Origin of the sequence: Arthrobacter sp. NPDC057009, assembly GCF_042673905.1 — a bacterium.
GTDB lineage: Bacteria > Actinomycetota > Actinomycetes > Actinomycetales > Micrococcaceae > Arthrobacter.
Genome location: NZ_JBHUSB010000007.1, coordinates 40,878 through 57,700 on the forward strand (window position 1 = coordinate 40,878; position 16,823 = coordinate 57,700).

The 16,823-nt window shown below is 67.8% G+C and carries 14 protein-coding genes; 3 read left to right on the forward strand and 11 right to left on the reverse strand.

The genetic code is table 11. The features are described 5' to 3' along the window. Positions 1–47: 47 nt before the first annotated feature. On the reverse strand, positions 48–884 hold the full coding sequence (locus ACFTR6_RS09290) for an A/G-specific adenine glycosylase (protein ID WP_236783202.1): 837 nt from the start codon (positions 882–884) through the stop codon (positions 48–50). A 165-nt stretch (positions 885–1,049) separates the two neighbouring features. Next, entirely contained in the window at positions 1,050–1,496 is a 447-nt protein-coding gene (locus ACFTR6_RS09295; RefSeq protein ID WP_140416535.1) for a hypothetical protein, read from the reverse strand. Between the two features lie 161 nt (positions 1,497–1,657). Between ACFTR6_RS09295 and ACFTR6_RS09300 the strand changes: the two genes are divergently transcribed. Beyond that, entirely contained in the window at positions 1,658–2,386 is a 729-nt protein-coding gene (locus ACFTR6_RS09300; protein WP_087873353.1) for a hypothetical protein, read from the forward strand. 131 nt (positions 2,387–2,517) lie between these two features. On the opposite strand, the gene disA is transcribed toward ACFTR6_RS09300, so the two are convergent. Next, the gene (gene disA, locus ACFTR6_RS09305) at positions 2,518–3,594 is read right to left on the reverse strand and encodes a DNA integrity scanning diadenylate cyclase DisA (RefSeq protein WP_076799162.1); all 1,077 of its coding nucleotides are present in this window, start codon (positions 3,592–3,594) and stop codon (positions 2,518–2,520) included. Between the two features lie 329 nt (positions 3,595–3,923). On the opposite strand from disA, the gene ACFTR6_RS09310 reads away from it, so the two are divergent. Both ACFTR6_RS09310 and ACFTR6_RS09315 read left to right on the forward strand, forming a co-directional pair. Beyond that, on the forward strand, positions 3,924–5,537 hold the full coding sequence (locus ACFTR6_RS09310; protein WP_377957689.1) for a peptide chain release factor 3: 1,614 nt from the start codon (positions 3,924–3,926) through the stop codon (positions 5,535–5,537). Between the two features lie 59 nt (positions 5,538–5,596). Continuing rightward, positions 5,597–6,847 carry a beta-ketoacyl-[acyl-carrier-protein] synthase family protein gene (locus ACFTR6_RS09315; RefSeq protein ID WP_377957690.1) on the forward strand — a complete coding sequence of 417 codons (1,251 nt, stop codon included), beginning with the start codon at positions 5,597–5,599 and terminating at the stop codon, positions 6,845–6,847. Between the two features lie 15 nt (positions 6,848–6,862). Here ACFTR6_RS09315 and radA read toward each other — a convergent pair whose 3' ends face one another. From radA to hpaD, 8 genes are all read right to left on the reverse strand, one after another. Continuing rightward, positions 6,863–8,248: a DNA repair protein RadA gene (gene radA, locus ACFTR6_RS09320; protein ID WP_076799159.1), complete on the reverse strand. Its 1,386-nt coding sequence runs from the start codon at positions 8,246–8,248 to the stop codon at positions 6,863–6,865. Positions 8,249–8,333: 85 nt separating this feature from the next. Continuing rightward, positions 8,334–9,458, reverse strand: coding sequence for an aromatic acid exporter family protein (locus ACFTR6_RS09325; RefSeq protein ID WP_377957691.1), 1,125 nt, complete (start codon positions 9,456–9,458; stop codon positions 8,334–8,336). Between the two features lie 82 nt (positions 9,459–9,540). Then, positions 9,541–10,953, reverse strand: a complete 1,413-nt coding sequence (locus ACFTR6_RS09330; RefSeq protein WP_377957692.1) for an aldehyde dehydrogenase family protein — start codon at positions 10,951–10,953, stop codon at positions 9,541–9,543. Between the two features lie 162 nt (positions 10,954–11,115). Next, positions 11,116–12,516 (reverse strand): MFS transporter, encoded by a 1,401-nt coding sequence (locus ACFTR6_RS09335; protein ID WP_377957693.1) that lies wholly within the window; start codon positions 12,514–12,516, stop codon positions 11,116–11,118. 41 nt (positions 12,517–12,557) lie between these two features. Continuing rightward, positions 12,558–14,063, reverse strand: a complete 1,506-nt coding sequence (locus ACFTR6_RS09340; RefSeq protein WP_377957694.1) for an NAD-dependent succinate-semialdehyde dehydrogenase — start codon at positions 14,061–14,063, stop codon at positions 12,558–12,560. A gap of 25 nt (positions 14,064–14,088) precedes the next feature. Further along, positions 14,089–14,910: an HpcH/HpaI aldolase/citrate lyase family protein gene (locus ACFTR6_RS09345; RefSeq protein ID WP_377957695.1), complete on the reverse strand. Its 822-nt coding sequence runs from the start codon at positions 14,908–14,910 to the stop codon at positions 14,089–14,091. Beyond that, positions 14,895–15,680, reverse strand: coding sequence for a 2-oxo-hept-4-ene-1,7-dioate hydratase (gene hpaH, locus ACFTR6_RS09350; protein ID WP_076799153.1), 786 nt, complete (start codon positions 15,678–15,680; stop codon positions 14,895–14,897). Before hpaH ends, ACFTR6_RS09345 begins: the two co-directional genes overlap by 16 nt. Before the next feature lie 3 nt (positions 15,681–15,683). Then, positions 15,684–16,775 (reverse strand): 3,4-dihydroxyphenylacetate 2,3-dioxygenase, encoded by a 1,092-nt coding sequence (hpaD, locus tag ACFTR6_RS09355; protein WP_377957696.1) that lies wholly within the window; start codon positions 16,773–16,775, stop codon positions 15,684–15,686. Positions 16,776–16,823: the final 48 nt, after the last annotated feature.

Genomic DNA, 16,823 nt, shown 5'->3' on the forward strand with positions numbered 1-16,823 from the left:
ATCAAAAGCCGGTCCTGCAGTGGCCGCGTACGGGGCTGGATACACCGCTACGCGGGCAGCCGGTACCCGCCCTGGTGCAGTTCGGCGAGGCCGTCGGCCAGGAGTCCGGCCAGCGCCCGTTCCAGCTGTTCCGGAGCACAATTCAGCCGGTGCAGCGCTGCCAGCGGCACGCCGATGCCGGCCGCTTCGAACCCGAGGTCTGCCGGGGCCTGCTGGAACATCTCCGCCGGCACCGGCGCGTCCGCCAGCCGGAGGACAGCCATCACGCCGCCGCGGACCTGGCGGTCGGTGCCGTGCCACGCCTGGCCCTTGGGGGTGTACGACGGCGGCGGCTCGCCGGCGGCGAGCCAGGCACACCGGTCGCGCACCGGGCACGCCGAACACTTCGGCGAACGTGCAGTGCACACCAGCGCCCCCAGCTCCATGACCGAGGCGTTCCAGCGGACTGAACGGCCGGCGTCGGAGGGCAGCAGTTCCGCGGCGAGCCGCATCTCCGCGGCGGTCAGCGCCGGGGCGGGCAGGGCGGATCCGGAAAAGAGCCGTGCGTGAACGCGGCGGATGTTGGTATCCACCACCGTCTCGCGGCGCCCGAAGGCAAAGGCGGCGACGGCGGCGGCCGTGTAACTGCCTACGCCCGGCAGGCCGAGCAGGTCGGCATAGTCCGACGGGACCGTGCCGCCGTGGTCGCGCCCGATGGCGACTGCCGCCCCGTGCAGCCTCAGCGCACGACGCGGATAACCCAGCCGGCCCCAGGCCCGGACCGCTTCGCCCGCGGGTTCCCGGGCCAGCGCGGCAGGCTCCGGCCACCGGCGCATCCACTCCTCCCATACCGGCAGCACGCGCACCACGGGGGTCTGCTGCAGCATGATCTCGCTGACCAGCACACCCCACGGCGGGCAGTCCGGGGACCGCCACGGCAAGTCACGCGCCTCGGCGTCGAACCAGCTGTGCAGGGAGGAATGGATTTCGGTTAGTTCGGGGTAAGCGGTTGTGGTTTTGATGCCAATACTCTAGTGGAAACCACGACGGCGGTTCCCGCCCGGGTGCCGTCAGCTGGCTTCCTGTTCCACAGGAGGCAGTCCCTCCTGCCGCGGGGGCAGCCGCCTGACGTGGCCGTGCAGGGTCTCGCCGCCGCGCCCGTTTGGCGCCGGAACAGCAAGGGCCACCACAAAGCCGGCACTGTCCGCATCCACTGAGCGGATGGTCAGGCTGCGCGTTCCTTCAGGTATAGAGGGCGCAAAGAACTGCAGCTGGCGGGTGCCCACGGTGGCCACCTCGTCCAGCTTGTACTCTGTGCCAAAGTGGTCATGGACAACGATTTCGGGGGTTTGCGGCTCGTCTTCATTGACTGATGCGAGATGCAGGTTCACCACGATTCCGGTGTCCCAAATCTCAACCGCAAGCACCGTGAACTCAGTCCCCTGGCTCTGATGTTTGCCAAACGTCAGCGGCAGAAGGACGCGTTCGAGGTGACCGCCAGACACGTGATCTACCATCTTTCGTCCTCTCCAACTCGGCCCGGTAAGTGGTAACCGGGATTCAATTTTAGTAAGTGTGCTGACAGTTGTCACCCGAATTAGGGTCACGAATTGGACATGATGGGGCAGGGGCGGCGTGGTTGCGCCGCAGAAACCCTGCCGTTCCCTAGCCTAGAAAGATGGGCAGGCAAGACACTCCGAACTCCGGCGCGGGCCGGAACCGGTCTCCAAAACCGGCGGCACAAAAAACGGCACAGGGGAAAACTGTGTCAGGGAAAACGGCGTCCCGCGCCGTCCGCAAGCCGAGCCCCGCCGTGTACCGCCGCCGTCGGCTTTTTGCCGGAGTGGCGCTGCTGCTGGTCCTGGGCCTGATCGCCGGTGGTGTGACCACCCTGACCAGCCTCCTCGGCGGCGCCCGGCAGTTATCGTCCGCCCAGGATTCCCCAACGCAAGGTACCGGTGCCGCCCAGTCCGCAACGCCGTCGGCCACTCCTTCGGCGACCCCCTCAGCCTCGCCCGCCTGCGACCAGAAGCTCGTGACCGTCAAGGCGGCCACCAACAAGACGTCCTACGCCGCGGATGAAAAACCGGTACTGAGCCTCACGGTCACCAACGGCGGAAAGCTCCCGTGCAAGGTGAACATCGGCACGTCGCAGATGGACTTCCTGGTCACCAGCGGCTCGGACCGGGTCTTCTCGTCCGCCGACTGCCAGGCTGCCAGCACCGACCTCGTCAAGACCCTCGCGCCCGGCAAGAGCGAAACGGCCAACTTCCCGTGGCCGCGCAACCGGTCGGTGCAGGGCTGCGAGAAGCTGCCGGACGGTGCCGTTGCCGGCAGCGGGTACTACGTGTTCATCGCCAAGCTCGGCGCCAAGGTCAGCCCGCCGACGGTCTTCCAGCTCGGCTGACCGCCGGATCTCATCGATTGCTCCGTAAACGCCCTTGTGGGTGCCCAAAAGGGCTGGGCCCACGCCGGCAGGGTTCCCTGGCCGAGCTTGCGAGGCGAGGGGGCCGGTGGGGAGGAGCAGTCGACGGGAATCTAGAGGAACCGGTCCAGCAGGCTGGCTTCGGCCATCCGGCTGAGGCCCTCGCGGACAGTGCGGGCGCGCTGGTCACCGATGCCGTCCACGGTCATCAGGTCGTCAATCGTTGCCGCCATGAGGTGCTGCAGGCCGCCGAAGTGGTCCACCAGCCTGTCCGCAACCGCTTTAGGCACGGCCTTAAGCCCGGAGAGCAGGCGGTAGCCGCGCGGCTGGACCACGGCGTCGAGGGTTTCGACGCCGCCGGCAAACCCGATGATCCCGGCGATCTTGCTGAGGTCGATAAGCTCGGTGGGGCCGAGGTTCAGGAGTGCGCTCACGGCGCCGTCGATGTCCTCCGGGGATGCCTTCGGCCCTGCGTAGTCGCGGATGATGATGTCGCTGCCCGGGCCGCGTCCCACGGTGAGCTCATCGAGCTGGAGGGACAGGAGCCTGCCGTCCTCGCCCAGCTCCAGCACGTACTGCGAGATCTCCTCGGAGATCCGGCGCACCATCTCCTGGCGCTGCAGGGTCACCGCCACGTCGCGGACCGTCACCATGGCCTCGATCTCCAGGGCGGAGAGCGAACTGGTCACCTGGTCCAGCCGGGAACGGTAGCGCTCCAGCGTGGCCAGGGCCTGGTTGGCGCGGGCCAGGACCTTTTCGGAGCCCTCGAGCACGTGCCGCAGCCCGTTGACGTACAGGGCGATGATCTGCATGGACTGGCTCACCGAGATCACCGGTACGCCGGTCTGGATGGCGACGCGCTCGGCGGTCCGGTGCCGGGTGCCCGATTCCTGGGTTTCGATGCTGGGATCCGGCACGAGCTGCACGGCCGCCCGGAGGATGTTGCCGGCATCCTTGTCGCAGATGATGGCACCGTCCATCTTGGCCAGTTCGCGGAGCCGGGTCGGTGAGAAGTCGATGCCGATGTCGAAGCCGCCCGAACAGATCGAGTCGATGGTCCGGTCCGAGCCGAGCACGATCAGCGCGCCGGTGCGTCCGCGGAGAATGCGTTCCAGGCCGTCCCGCAACGCGGTCCCCGGGGCCACCCTCCCCAAAGTCGCCTTGAGCGATTCTTCAGGGCTGCGAGCCATAGATATTCCCTTCAAAGGTGCAGGCGGGGCCTGCAGGTTTGCCGGTTTTCAACAGTTCGCCGGCAGGATCAAAAGTACTCGGTCTCCCGCATGCACCATCCTAGAGGTAGATTACCCCAGCATCCGCACGGGCAAGCCTTAAAGTGCCCCGTCAGGGGCTTGCGGAACGGGCACCGGGAGTGCGTCCGACGGCGGCTGGCTGGGGCGCACTTTTGGCCCGCCTTTCGGTGCGGTTTCCGCCCCTGCGATAAACTTGAAGCCTTGGCTGGCAGGTTCCGCCGCCACATTCCCCAACCGGATCCCCCGCGGATCGCAGCGAAAGTAGCCCCGTGTCCCAAGAAGTGCAGAGCCCCTCCCGGGTGCACGAGATCCACAAGCAGGCCTCCCGCCGCCGGACGTTCGCCGTCATCTCCCACCCGGACGCCGGCAAGTCCACGCTCACCGAGGCCCTGGCCCTACACGCCAAGGTGATTGGCACGGCGGGTGCGTCCAGCGGCAAGGCCAACCGCAAGGAGACGGTCTCGGACTGGATGCAGATGGAGAAGGACCGCGGCATTTCCATCAGCTCGGCGGCCCTGCAGTTCTCCTACCGGGACACCGTGATCAACCTGCTGGATACCCCCGGTCACGCGGACTTCTCCGAGGACACCTACCGGGTGCTCGCCGCCGTCGACTGTGCCGTGATGCTCGTGGATGCGGCCAAGGGCCTGGAAACACAGACCATGAAGCTGTTCGAGGTCTGCAAGCAGCGGAACCTCCCCATCATCACCGTCATCAACAAATGGGACCGTCCCGGCCTGGACGCGCTGGCCCTCATGGACGAGATCACGGAGCGCACCGGCCTGCAGCCCATGCCCCTGACCTGGGCCGTGGGCATCTCCGGCGACTTCCGCGGTGTCTGGGACCTGCGCAACGACAGGTTCGCGCGCTTCCAGCGGAACAACGCGGGCGCCAGCATCGCCATCACCGAATACTTCACCCCGGAAGAAGCCGAGCAAAGCCAGGGCAACAACTGGACTGACGCCGTCGACGAGGCAGGCCTGGTCATCGAATCCAACCTCGCCTTCGACGTCGAAAGCTTCCATGCGGGCAAGGCCACACCGATCCTCTTCAGCTCCGCCGCCCTGAACTTCGGCGTCAAGGAACTCCTCGACGCCCTGGTGGACTTCGCCCCGCCGGCCGCGCCCCGGCCGGATATCGACGGCTCGCCGCGGCCGGTCGGGTCCCCGTTCTCCGGCTTCGTCTTCAAGGTCCAGGCCGGCATGAACAAGGCCCACCGCGACCACGTCGCCTTCATCCGCGTCTGCTCCGGCGTGTTCGAGCGGGGCATGGTGGTCACCCAGACCCGGACCGGAAAGTCGTTCGCCACGAAGTACGCGCAGCAGGTCTTCGGCCGTGAACGAGAGGTCATCGACGAGGCCTACCCGGGCGACGTCGTGGGCCTGGTCAACGCGTCGTCGCTGCGGGTGGGGGACAGCCTGTTCCTCGGGGAGGCCGTGGAGTTCCCGGCCATTCCGCTGTTCGCCCCCGAGCACTTCCAGGTTGCCCGTTCCAAGGACCCCAGCCGTTTCAAGCAGTTCCGCCGCGGCATCGAGCAGCTCGAGCACGAGGGCGTCATCCAGGTGCTGCGCTCCGACGTCCGCGGTGACCAGGCGCCGGTGCTTGCCGCCGTCGGCCCCATGCAGTTCGAAGTGGTGGAGGACCGCATGGCCCACGACTTCAGCGCGCCGATGCGGCTGGAGCGCCTTCCGTACTCCATGGCCAGGATTTCGACGGGGGACGCCATGCCTGCGCTGGCCAACGTGCCGGGCGCAGAGGTGCTGCTCCGGTCCGACGGCGAGTACCTGGCCCTTTTCAACGACGTCTGGGCACTGCGCCGGATCGAGAAGAACCATCCGGACCTCACGCTGGTGCCGATCGGGACGCACAACCCCGCAAAGTAATGCCAGCACGGGGCTCCGCTGCCCCAACGGTCACCCACCCAACGAAGCAAGGTATCGCCGTGCCCACAAGCCAGCCTTCTGCAGCAACACCTGTAACCGGACCAGCCAGCGTCGTCGTGACCGGCATGGGTTCCATCAACCCGCTCGGGGCCAACGTCCCCGAGACCTGGGAGGCGATGCTGGCCGGGCGGTCGGGCATCGCGGCGCTGGAGGAGGGCTGGGCAGAGGCCCTGCCGGTGCGCATCGCCGGCCGGGTCACCGCCGGCCTTGGCGCATTCCTGGGCACCCGCGAGCTGAAGCGGATGGACCGCTGCGGGCAGCTGGCGCTCGTGGCCTCCCGCGAGGCCTGGGAACAGGCAGGCAAGCCCGGCGTCGACCCGGAGCGGCTGGCCGTCGTCATCGGATCTGCCTACGGCGGCATGGACACCGTGCTCGCACAGGTCAGAGAGCTGGACAACGGCGGCCCGCGCAAGGTTTCCCCGCACACCCTGACCCGGCTCATGGTAAACGGGCCGTCGGCGTGGGTATCGATCGACCTCGGCGCCAAGGGCGGTGCCCGCACCCCGGTCAGCGCCTGCGCGTCCGGGGCCGAAGCAATTGCCCAAGGCGCCGACATGATCAGGTCCGGGGAGGCCGACGTCGTCATTGCCGGCGGCGTTGACGCCAGCATCAACGACCTCATCATCAGCGGTTTCTCCCAGATCAGGGCGCTCTCCACACGCAACGGGGATCCGGGGCAGGCCTCGCGGCCGTTCGACCGGGACCGCGACGGGTTCGTGCTGTCCGAAGGCGCCGGGATCGTGGTGCTGGAGAGCGCGGAGCACGCACGTGCCCGGGGCGCGGAGGTGCTGGGCGGCATTGCCGGATCAGCAGTGACCTCGGACGCGAACGACATCGTGGCAGCCGATCCGGACATGCAGGTGCGGGTCATGCAGAAGGCGCTCGCCTCCGCCGGCCTCACCGGGACGGACATCGGGTTCGTGCACGCGCACGCCACCTCCACGCCCGTGGGCGACCGGCTGGAGGCACAGGCCATCAAGGAGATTGCCGGAAACCAGGTCCCCGTGACCTCCACGAAGTCCCTCACCGGCCACCTGCTCGGCGGTGCGGGCGCGCTGGCTGCCATCGCCACGCTGCAGGCACTGCGGACCGGTGACCTGCCGGGCACCTACAACGTGGCCGCCCTTGACCCCGAGGTGGACCTCAACGTCATCACCGGTACCGTCAGCGGGAGCACTGCGACGGCGGGACTCGTCAATGCCTTCGGCTTCGGCGGGCACAGCGCGGCGCTCGTGGTCACCCGCGCCTAAGTTCCTGGTTTAGGGCTAGCCTCCTGCCTTAAGACTGAGCAGATCCAGGACCTCGGTCAGGTGCCCGACCTCCCTTACGGAAAAGCCTGCCGGGACCTGGCCTGGACCGGTGGGGCTGGCAGGAACCACGGCGTGGGTGAAGCCCAGCCGGTGCGCCTCATGGATGCGCTGGTTGATGCCCGGGACAGGGCGGACCTCGCCGGCCAGCCCCACCTCGCCGAACGCGACCAGGCGCTGCGGCAAGGGCTTCTTGTGCTTCGCGGAGGCCACCGCCAGCGCCACCGCGAGGTCGGTGGCCGGCTCGCTGAGCTTCACGCCGCCCACCGTGGCCACGTAGGAATCGTCCTTCTGCAGCGGGCAGCCGGCACGCTGCTGCAGGACCGCCAGGAGCATGGCCACCCGTGAACTGTCCAGGCCGCTCGTAGCCCGGCGCGGCTGTGAGTTCTGGGTCTCGGCCATCAGCGACTGCACCTCGGCAAGCAGCGGCCTGCGGCCCTCCATGGTGACCGTGATGCAGGTGCCGGACACGGGTTCCTTGGTGCGGGTGACGAACAGCCCGCTCGGATCGGCGAGGCCCATGATGCCGTCCTCGGTTAGGTCGAAGCAGCCCACGTCGTCGGTGGGCCCGTAACGGTTCTTGACCGCCCGCAGCAGGCGGAGGCGGGAGTGGCGCTCGCCCTCGAACTGGCACACGACGTCCACCAGGTGCTCCAGCAGGCGGGGACCGGCGATGGAACCGTCCTTGGTCACGTGCCCCACCAGCAGCGTGGTCATGTTCCGGCGCTTGGCCGCCGAAATGATCGAGGCAGCCACCTCCCTCACCTGGGAGACACCCCCGGCACTGCCTTCCACATCCGCGCTGCTGAGTGTCTGGACGGAGTCCACCACCAGCAGCTTCGGCTCCACCTTCTCCACCTGGCCCAGCGCCTGGCCCAGGTCGGTTTCGGCGGACAGGTACAGGGTGTCGGCGATCGCGCTGATCCGTTCGGCCCGGAGCTTCACCTGGGCCGCCGATTCCTCGCCCGTCACATACAGGACGCTCTGCCCGGTCCGGGCAAACTTGGCGGCTACATCCAGCAGCAGCGTGGACTTGCCCACGCCGGGCTCGCCCGCGAGCAGGATGACAGCGCCGGGCACCACGCCGCCGCCGAGCACACGGTCCAGCTCGTCCACGCCGGTGGGCAGGTAGGCGGCCGTCGTGGCGTCAATGTCGGCAATGGGGCGGGCGGGCTCCAGAACTGTAGTGGCCGCCGTCGTACGGGCCACCGCGACGCCGGTTTCCTCAACGGTGCCCCACGCCTGGCACTCACCGCACCGGCCCACCCACTTGACCGTGGTCCAGCCGCATTCCGCGCATTTATAGCCCGGCGCCTTGGAAACCCGGGAAGTCTTTGTAGCCATTGCTCCACCCTAACCGGGGGCTGTGACATCCCCGGCCGCACCCTAACCTCGCAAGCTCTGCCCGGGAACCCTACGGCCGTGGGCCCTACAGCGGCGGGAGGAGGTCGCGGGCCTCGCGGGACTCGACGCCTGCCGCTTCCAGCAGGTCCACCATGAGCGGCCGGAACAGCATCACCACTGTCTCACCCTCGAGTTTCTGCACCTCAAGCATCCGCGGGTGCAGCCGCCCGGCGATCTCGCCCAGGTCCTGCCGCGCGCTCCGCAGGTGCGCGTGGCGCGCGCCCTCCTGGACTTCGGCGAGTCCGAGCGAGAGCTCGTCGACGGCCGCCGCTGTTTCCTGCAGGACGTCGGCGATGTTCTCGGTGGCCTCGTCGGACAGTGCGGCGTGGTTGATGGAACTCGTAAGCCGGCGCGCGAAGACGCGGCTGTTGCGCAGGGCAAGGTCAATGAACTCAAGCGACTGCTCCATCCGGTCCAGCTCGTCCCGGTGCCGCCGGTAAGCGGGCGCCAGCGTGGCCACCTCACTGGACGCCCGCAGGGAGTGCCGCATCGCATCCACCAGCGGCTGGCTGTTCCGGCCCCGGACCAGGGCATGCCACGCCCTGGTGGAATCGCTTTCCACCAGGGCCACGGAACATTCCCGCAGCACCTCCGCCAGTTCATGGAGCAGCTTCTGGACGTCCTTGCGCGGTTCCCGCCGGGGATCCTTGGGCGCCACGATGGTGACCAGCAACGCGATCACGCCGCCCACCACGGCGTCGATGCTGCGGGTGAACGGCCCGCCGGCGGGTGCCGGCAGCAGCACCACCAGCAGCGACTGCAGGGCCAGTTGAGTGGTGAATATGTTGCCGCTGTCCAGGAAGCGGGCCAGCAGGATGGAGACCAAAAGCACGACGGCGGCCTGCCAGATCCCTGCTCCGAGCCAGTGAAGCAGCAGGTCACCCACGGCAATGCCGATGGTGCAGCCCAGCCCCACCTCCATCACCCTCCGCACGCGCAGATCACGGGAAAAGCCGAGCGCGATCAGGGCGGACGTGGCCGCGAACAGCGGCCCCGTATGCCCCAGGACGTACTCAGCGAAGGCGTAGGCTGCGACCGCACCGAAGGTCATCTGGATCGCGGGAACCAGTGAATTCCGGCTCCGGACCATCCCTGTCCGGATCCGGCCGCGAAGGAAGCGTCTGCTGGCGGCGATTCCGGTCTGGGACATGGCTTCAGTCTATTGCCGGAGCCGCCGCGCCGCGGGCCGTCCCCCTGTCTGTACCGGTGGGCAATCTGTTCCGGGGAAGGGGTCAGCCGTTGATGACCTGGGGGATGCCGAGGTGCTTGAGGCCTTCGACGCCGAATTCGAGGCCGTAGCCGGATTGTTTGGCTCCGCCGAAGGGGACGCGGGGGTCGACGGCGCCGTGTTTGTTGATCCAGACGGTGCCGGCCTGGATGCGGGCGGCGACTTCGCGGGCGGCGGGGAGGTTGGGGGACCAGACGGAGGCGCCGAGTCCGACGTCGAGGGCGTTGGCCATCTGCACCGCTTCGTCGATGGTGCTGTAGCGGATGATGGGCAGGGCGGGGCCGAATTGTTCTTCGGTGACGAGCGGGTTGGTGTTGTCGATGTCGGCCACGAGGGTGGTGGGGTAGAAGTAGCCGGGCTGGCCCGGGTCGGGGTTGCCGCCGGTCAGGATCCGGGCGCCGGAGTCGCGGGCGGCTTGGACGAGGTTGGCGACGATGTCGTACTGGGCCTTGTTCTGCAGGGGGCCGAGGACGTTGTTCTCGTCCAGGCCCACACCCATGGGCATGGCCTTGGCGACGTGGGTGAGTTCTTCGCAGACGGCGTCGTAGATGGTGTCGTGGACGTAGAGGCGTTTCAGTGCGGCGCAGGTCTGGCCGGTGTTGAGGAACGCGCCCCAGAACAGGTCGGAGGCGATGGCCTTGGGGTCGGCGTCGGGCAGGACGATGCCGGCGTCGTTGCCGCCCAGTTCCAGGGTGAGGCGTTTGACGGTATCGGCGGAGGAGCGGATGATCGCTTTGCCGCCGGCGGTGGAGCCGGTGAACATGATTTTGCCGACGGCGGGGTGTTCGGCGAGGCGGGCGCCGACTTCGCGGTCGCCGGAGATGACGTGCAGGACGCCGTCGGGGAGTTCTTCGTTGAGGACCTTGATCAGGGCCAGGACGGAGAGCGGGGTCATTTTGGAGGGTTTGACGACGGCGGTGTTGCCCATCCGCAGGGCGGGGGCGATCTGCCAGATGGTGATCATCATGGGCCAGTTCCACGGGCCGATCGCGCCGACGACGCCGATGGGCTTGTAGTGGAGTTCGGCGTAGGTTTCGCCGTCGTCGACGACGACTTCGGGGGTGAGATCGGTGGCGGCGGTGGCGCGGAGCCAGGCGGCGCAGGCGCCGACTTCGAAGCGGGCGTTGGGGCCGTTGAGGGGTTTGCCCTGCTCGCGGGAGAGGAGCTGGGCGAGTTCCTCGGCGGAGCGTTCGACGGCGTCGGCTGCCTTGAGCAGCGCGGCGGACCGGGCGTCGTGGCCCAGTGCCGCCCAGGCGGGCTGGGCGGCGGCCGCTGCCGCTACCGCGGTTTCGAGGTCTTCGATGGTGTGGACCGGTGCCTCGCCGACCACGCCGCCGGTAGCGGGGTCGAAGATGGTCCGGCTCTCCTGTCCGGGACCGGCGGCGACGGACGCGAGGAGGGCATCGTAGGTTTCCAAGAGGTACTCCACTTCGAGTAGGAAGGTGCGCTCAGCCGGGCGGCGAGGCGGGCATATCCAAGTGTTGTCCGGCCACGCCGCCCGTGGCTTGTCTTTGGGTGCAGAACCCTTGACTCGGGGCGAACTGTGCAGTGCTGACAATCCAGCGCTAACTATGCAGGGCTAGACCTTGGCGTCGGCCTTGGCTGTCTCAGTCGCCGGGATTCTGTTCCGGTCGAAGATGGTGGCGCCGGCCTCCTGCTCGGCCTGGTTGTTGATGCCCAGGTCGATGCCCTTGCGTTCCCGGATCACCAGCACAGCCGCCGTGGAAAGCAGCGCCACGATGAGCAGGTAGAGGGACACGGAGGCTGTTGTCCCGGTGGCCTGGACCAGTGCGGTGGCGATCATCGGAGCGAAGGCGCCGCCGATGATGGCACCCAGGGCGTAGGAGATGGCGACACCGGAGAACCTGATGGAGGCTGGGAACAGTTCACTGTAGAGGGCTGCCTGCGGCCCGTAGGTAAGGCCGAGCCCGACCGTGAACAGTGCAAGGCCAAGGAACAGCCCCCAGATGTTGCCGGTGTTCACCAGCCAGAACAGCGGGAACACGGTGACGATGAGGCAGCCGTAGCCGAAGAGGTAGGTCTTCTTGCGGCCAATGCTGTCTGCCAGGTAGCCGGAGATCAGTGTGAAGACGAACCACAGGGCAGCGGAGGCGGTGACTGCCAGGAGCACTTCAGTGCGGTCCATGGCCAGGCCGGCAGGGTTGGCGGCGTAGCTGAGGATGTAGCCGCCGGTGGTCATGTAGCCCGCGGCATTGTTGCCGGCGAAAACCAGGGCCGCGATGATGACCAGCAGCCAGTGCTTCCTGAACAGTTCGACAATCGGGACGCGGGTCTGCTGCTTCTTTTGTGCGATCTCCTCGAAAACCGGGCTTTCCTCCACGCTGCGGCGGACCATGAAACCGACCACAATCAGGACGAAGCTGAGCAGGAACGGAATTCGCCAGCCCCACTCCACGAAGGCTGCGCCGGGGGAGACCACGCCGGACATGAGGGCCAGGACGCCGGCGGCCAGCAGCATGCCCAGGGGAACGCCGAGTTGGGGGAAAGCGCCGAACAGGCCCCGCTTCCCGCGCGGCGCATGTTCCACCGCCATCAGGACAGCACCGCCCCATTCGCCGCCTGCCGAAATGCCCTGCAGGATGCGCAGGAGCAGCAGCAGGATGGGCGCCACAACACCCGCCGTCTCGAAGGTCGGCAGCACGCCGATGAGGGTGGTTGCCGCCCCCATCATGATCAGCGTGATGACGAGCATGGCGCGGCGGCCCAGCCGGTCCCCGAAGTGTCCGGCCAGGAAGGCGCCCAGCGGGCGGAACAGGAAGCTGAGTCCCACCGAGGCGAAGGAAATCAGGATGCCGATGTTGTCGCCGGCGGGCTCGAAGAACAGTGTCGCGAAAACCAGGCCCGCGGCGTTGGCGTAGATGAAGAAGTCGTACCACTCGATGGTGGTCCCGATGATGGTGGCGAACGCTACGCGGCGGTCCGTTGCCGGGCTGCGCTGCCCCTGCTGGACAGTAGTCAATGTTTTTCCTTGCTGTGGGGACGGGTGGACACGTCGCTGTGTCAGTTGGCGTAGGGGTCGGCGATGCCGATGTATTGGGTGGTGGTGTATTCGGCGATGCCTTCGGTGCCGCCTTCGCGGCCGAGTCCGGACTGTTTGACGCCGCCGAAGGGTGCTGCGGCGTTGGAGATGACGCCGGCGTTGAAGCCGACCATGCCGAATTCGATTTGTTCGGCGACGCGCAGGAGCCGGTTGAAGTCGCGGCTGTAGAGGTAGGAGGCGAGGCCGTACTCGGAGGCGTTGGCCAGGCGGATGGCGTCCTCTTCGGTTTTGAAGGTGGTGACGGGGGCGACGGGGCCGAAGATCTCCTGGCCCAGGATTGCCGCGTCATTGGGGACGTTCCCGAGGACGGTGGGCTGGTAGAAGTAGCCTGGCCCGTCCACGGGTGCGCCGCCGGTGACGGCCACTGCTCCGGCGTCGACGGCGGCACTCACCAAAGCGTGGACATCGTCCCGGGCGCCGGCGTCGATCAGCGGACCGACCTGGGTGGCGGGTTCGGTGCCGCGGCCGGTGTTCAGGGCGCCCATGGCGGCGGCGAACTTGCGGGTGAATTCGGTGGCGACGGTTTCGTGGACGAGGAAGCGGTTGGCGGCGGTGCAGGCTTCGCCCATGTTCCGCATTTTGGCGGCCATGGCGCCTTCGACGGCCTTGTCGAGGTCGGCGTCATCAAACACGATGAAGGGTGCGTTGCCGCCCAGTTCCATGGAGGTGCGCAGGACATTTTGGGCGGCGTCGGCCATGAGGCGCTTGCCGACCGGGGTGGAGCCGGTGAAGGACACCTTCCGCAGGCGCGGGTCGGCGAGCAGCGGGCCGGAGATCCCGGACGCGGAGGAGGAGGGGACGACGTTGAGGACGCCGGCGGGGAGGCCGGCGTCGAGCATGGTCTGGGCGAAGTACTGGGCCGTCAAGGGGGTGAGTTTGGCGGGCTTGAGGACCATGGTGCAGCCGGCGGCGACGGCCGGGGCGACCTTGCGGGTGGCCATCGCGAGCGGGAAGTTCCAGGGGGTGATGAGCAGGCACGGGCCGACGGGTTTGTGCTGGACGAGGATCTTGTTTTTGCCCTCGGGGGTGGTGAGGTAGCGGCCGTAGTCGCGGACGGTTTCCTCGGAGAACCAGCGCAGGAACTCGGCCCCGTACGTCACTTCGCCGCGGGCCTCAGCCAAAGGTTTGCCCATCTCCAGCGTCATCAGCAGTGCGAAGCCCTCGGCGCGTTCGGTGACCAGGTCGAACGCGCGGCGCAGGATCTCGGCCCGCACCCTGGGTGCGGTGCGGGCCCAGGATGCCTGGGCGGCGTCCGCCGCGTCCAATGCGGCGATCGCGTCGTCGCTGGTGGCTGACGCCAAGGTGGCGAGTACCTCCCCGGTGGCGGGGTCGTGCACGTCGAACGTGCCGCCGTCGGACGCGTCCCGCCACTGGCCGTTGATGAGCAGGCCGGTCGGCACGGAGGCGAGCAGCGCGGCCTCCCGCTCCGGTGAGATGGCAGGGGGCAGCGCAGAAGTAACTGTCATGGGGGAGTCCTTACGAAGGGAAGAGTCAGTAGCTGGCGGGGGTTCCGCCGTCGGATGGCCGGACGAATTCGGCGGCGAGTGCCTCGGAGCCGCGGGCGAGGAGGGCGACGTCGGCGCCGACCAGGATGAAGGAAGCGCCGGCGTCGAGGTAGGCGCGGGCGGTGGCCGGGGCGAAGGCGTTCACGCCGGCCGGTTTGCCTGCGGCTTTGGCGGCGGCGAGGCAGTGTTCGACGGCGGCGCGCACCTCGGGGTGTTCCTGCTGTCCCAGCAGCCCCATGGAGGCGGCGAGGTCGGAGGGGCCGATGAAGATGGCGTCGACGCCGTCGACCTTCAGAATGTCCTCCACCGCTTCCACTGCGGCCGTCGATTCGATCTGGACGGTGACGCCGACAGTCTCAGAGGCCCGGGCGAGGTAGTCCGGGACCCGGTTCCAGCGGGCAGCCCGGGCCAGCGCCGAGCCGACCCCGCGGACACCCTGCGGCGGGTAGCGGGTGGCCGCCACCGCTGCTTCCGCCTCGGCGACCGAGTTGACCATGGGGATGAGCAGGTTCTGCACGCCAAGGTCCAGGTACTGCTTGATCAGGACGGTGTCGTTCACGGGCGGCCGCACCAGGGTGTGGACGGGGTAGCCGTGGATGGCCTGGAGTTGGGCGAGGATGGATTCGAGCCCGTTGGGGCTGTGCTCGGCGTCGACCAGGAGCCAGTCCAGGCCGGATCCGGCGCAGAGTTCGGCGATCAGGGGGCTGCCGGAGCAGACCCACATGCCGGCCAGCGGCCGGCCTGCTTGACCCTTTTGCTTTTGCCCTGCGAGGGCGGACCGGAACGTGTCTTCTACTCGAAGCGGCATGTGACGCTCCCCAGGGGTCCATAGTCGGCGTGGACGGTGTCGCCCTTGTAGACCCACAGCGGGCGGGTGAAGGACCCGGCGAGGATGATGTCGCCGGCCTTCATGCTGTCCCCGTGCGCGGCGATCTTGTTGGCCAGCCAGTGCACGCCGTTGGCCGGGTGGTCCAGCACGCCGGCGGCGACGCCGGTTTCCTCCACGGTCTGGTTCTTGTAGAGGATGGCCGAGACCCAGCGGAGGTCGACGGCGTCGGGCTTTACCGGGCGGCCGCCGACCACCATGGCGCCCATGGCAGCGTTGTCGGAGATGGTGTCCACGATGGTCCGGCCCTCCATCTGGATCCTCGAATCGAGGATTTCGAGGGCCGGAACCACGTAGTCGGTGGCGTTGAGGACGTCGAAGATGGTGCAGCCCGGGCCCTTGAGCCCGTCCTTCAGCACAAAGGCGAGCTCCACCTCCACCCTAGGATGCGTATATCGGTCCCACTGCACCGAGCAGCCGGTTTCGAGGACCATGTCATCGAAGATGGCACCGTAGTCCGGTTCGGTGATGCCGGTGGCATCCTGCATGGCCTTGGACGTGAGGCCGATCTTGCGCCCCACCAGGGTCCGGCCGGCCTCCTCGTTCCGCTGCCGCCACAGCCTCTGCACGGCGTAGGAGTCCTCCACCGTCATATCCGGGTAGCGGGCAGTCAGCCGGGGGACCGGGGTGCGGGTCCGGTTGGCCTCCAGCAGTTCGTCGGCGATGGCTTCGATCGTCTTCGCGTCCAGCATGGCCTAGACCTGGGCTCCGAGCTTGAAGCCCACTGCGTCCTTGCCTGCTGCCGCGTCCTCAGGCTTACGCGTGTAGGAGAAGCCGTCGGCGCCCACGGTCACAGCCATCTCGGACTTCTCCTCACGGACAACCACAGGCTGCGGGTTGCCGTCCAGGTCCAGGACCAGGGATGCCTCGGTGTACCAGGACGGGACGACCGGGTTGCCCCACCAGTCGCGGCGCTGGTTGTCGTGGACGTCCCAGGTGATGGTGGGGTTGTCCGGGTCGCCGGTGTAGTAGTCCTGGGTGTAGATCTCGATGCGGTGGCCGTCTGGGTCCAGGATGTAGAGGTAGAAGGCGTTGGAGACGCCGTGCCGGCCGGGGCCGCGTTCGATCCGGTCGCTGATGCGCAGGGCGCCCATCTTGTCGCAGATCTGGATGATGTTGTGCTTCTCGTGGGTGGCGAAGGCGACGTGGTGCATGCGGGGTCCGTTGCCGCCGGTGAGGGCGGTGTCGTGGACGGTCTGCTTGCGGTGCATCCAGGCGGCGTAGGTGACGCCGTCGGAGTCCTTGATGTCCTCGGAGACGCGGAAGCCGAGGTCCTCGAGGTACTTGCGGCCGCGGGGGACGTCCGGGGTGACCTGGTTGAAGTGGTCCAGGCGGACCAGTTCACCGGCGGAGTAGAGGTCGTAGCGCTGGGTGAGGCGCTCGACGTGCTCGGTTTCGTAGAAGAACTCGTAGGGGAAGCCCAGCGGGTCCTCGACGCGGACGGAGTCGCCGATGCCCTTGGTGAAGCCTTCCTTGCGGCGTTCGGTGCGGCAGCCCAGTTCCTTGTAGTAGGCCTCGGCGGCGTCCACCTCGGCGGGGGACTTCACCCGGTAGGCGAAGGCGGCAACTGCGGCGACGGGTCCCTGGCGGAGCACCAGGTTGTGGTGGATGAACTCCTCCAGGGAGCGCAGGTAGATGGTGTTCCCGTCCTCTTCGGTGACGTGCAGGCCGAGGACGTCCACGTAGAACTCGCGCGACTTGGCGAGGTCCGTGACCACGATCTCCATGTAGGCGCAGCGGACGATATCCGGTGCCGGGACGGTGGGGGTGGGAACGAAGTTGGTCATGATGTTCTCTCTTCTTTGAAAGGGGGTGATACCCAACTGACTAGCAGT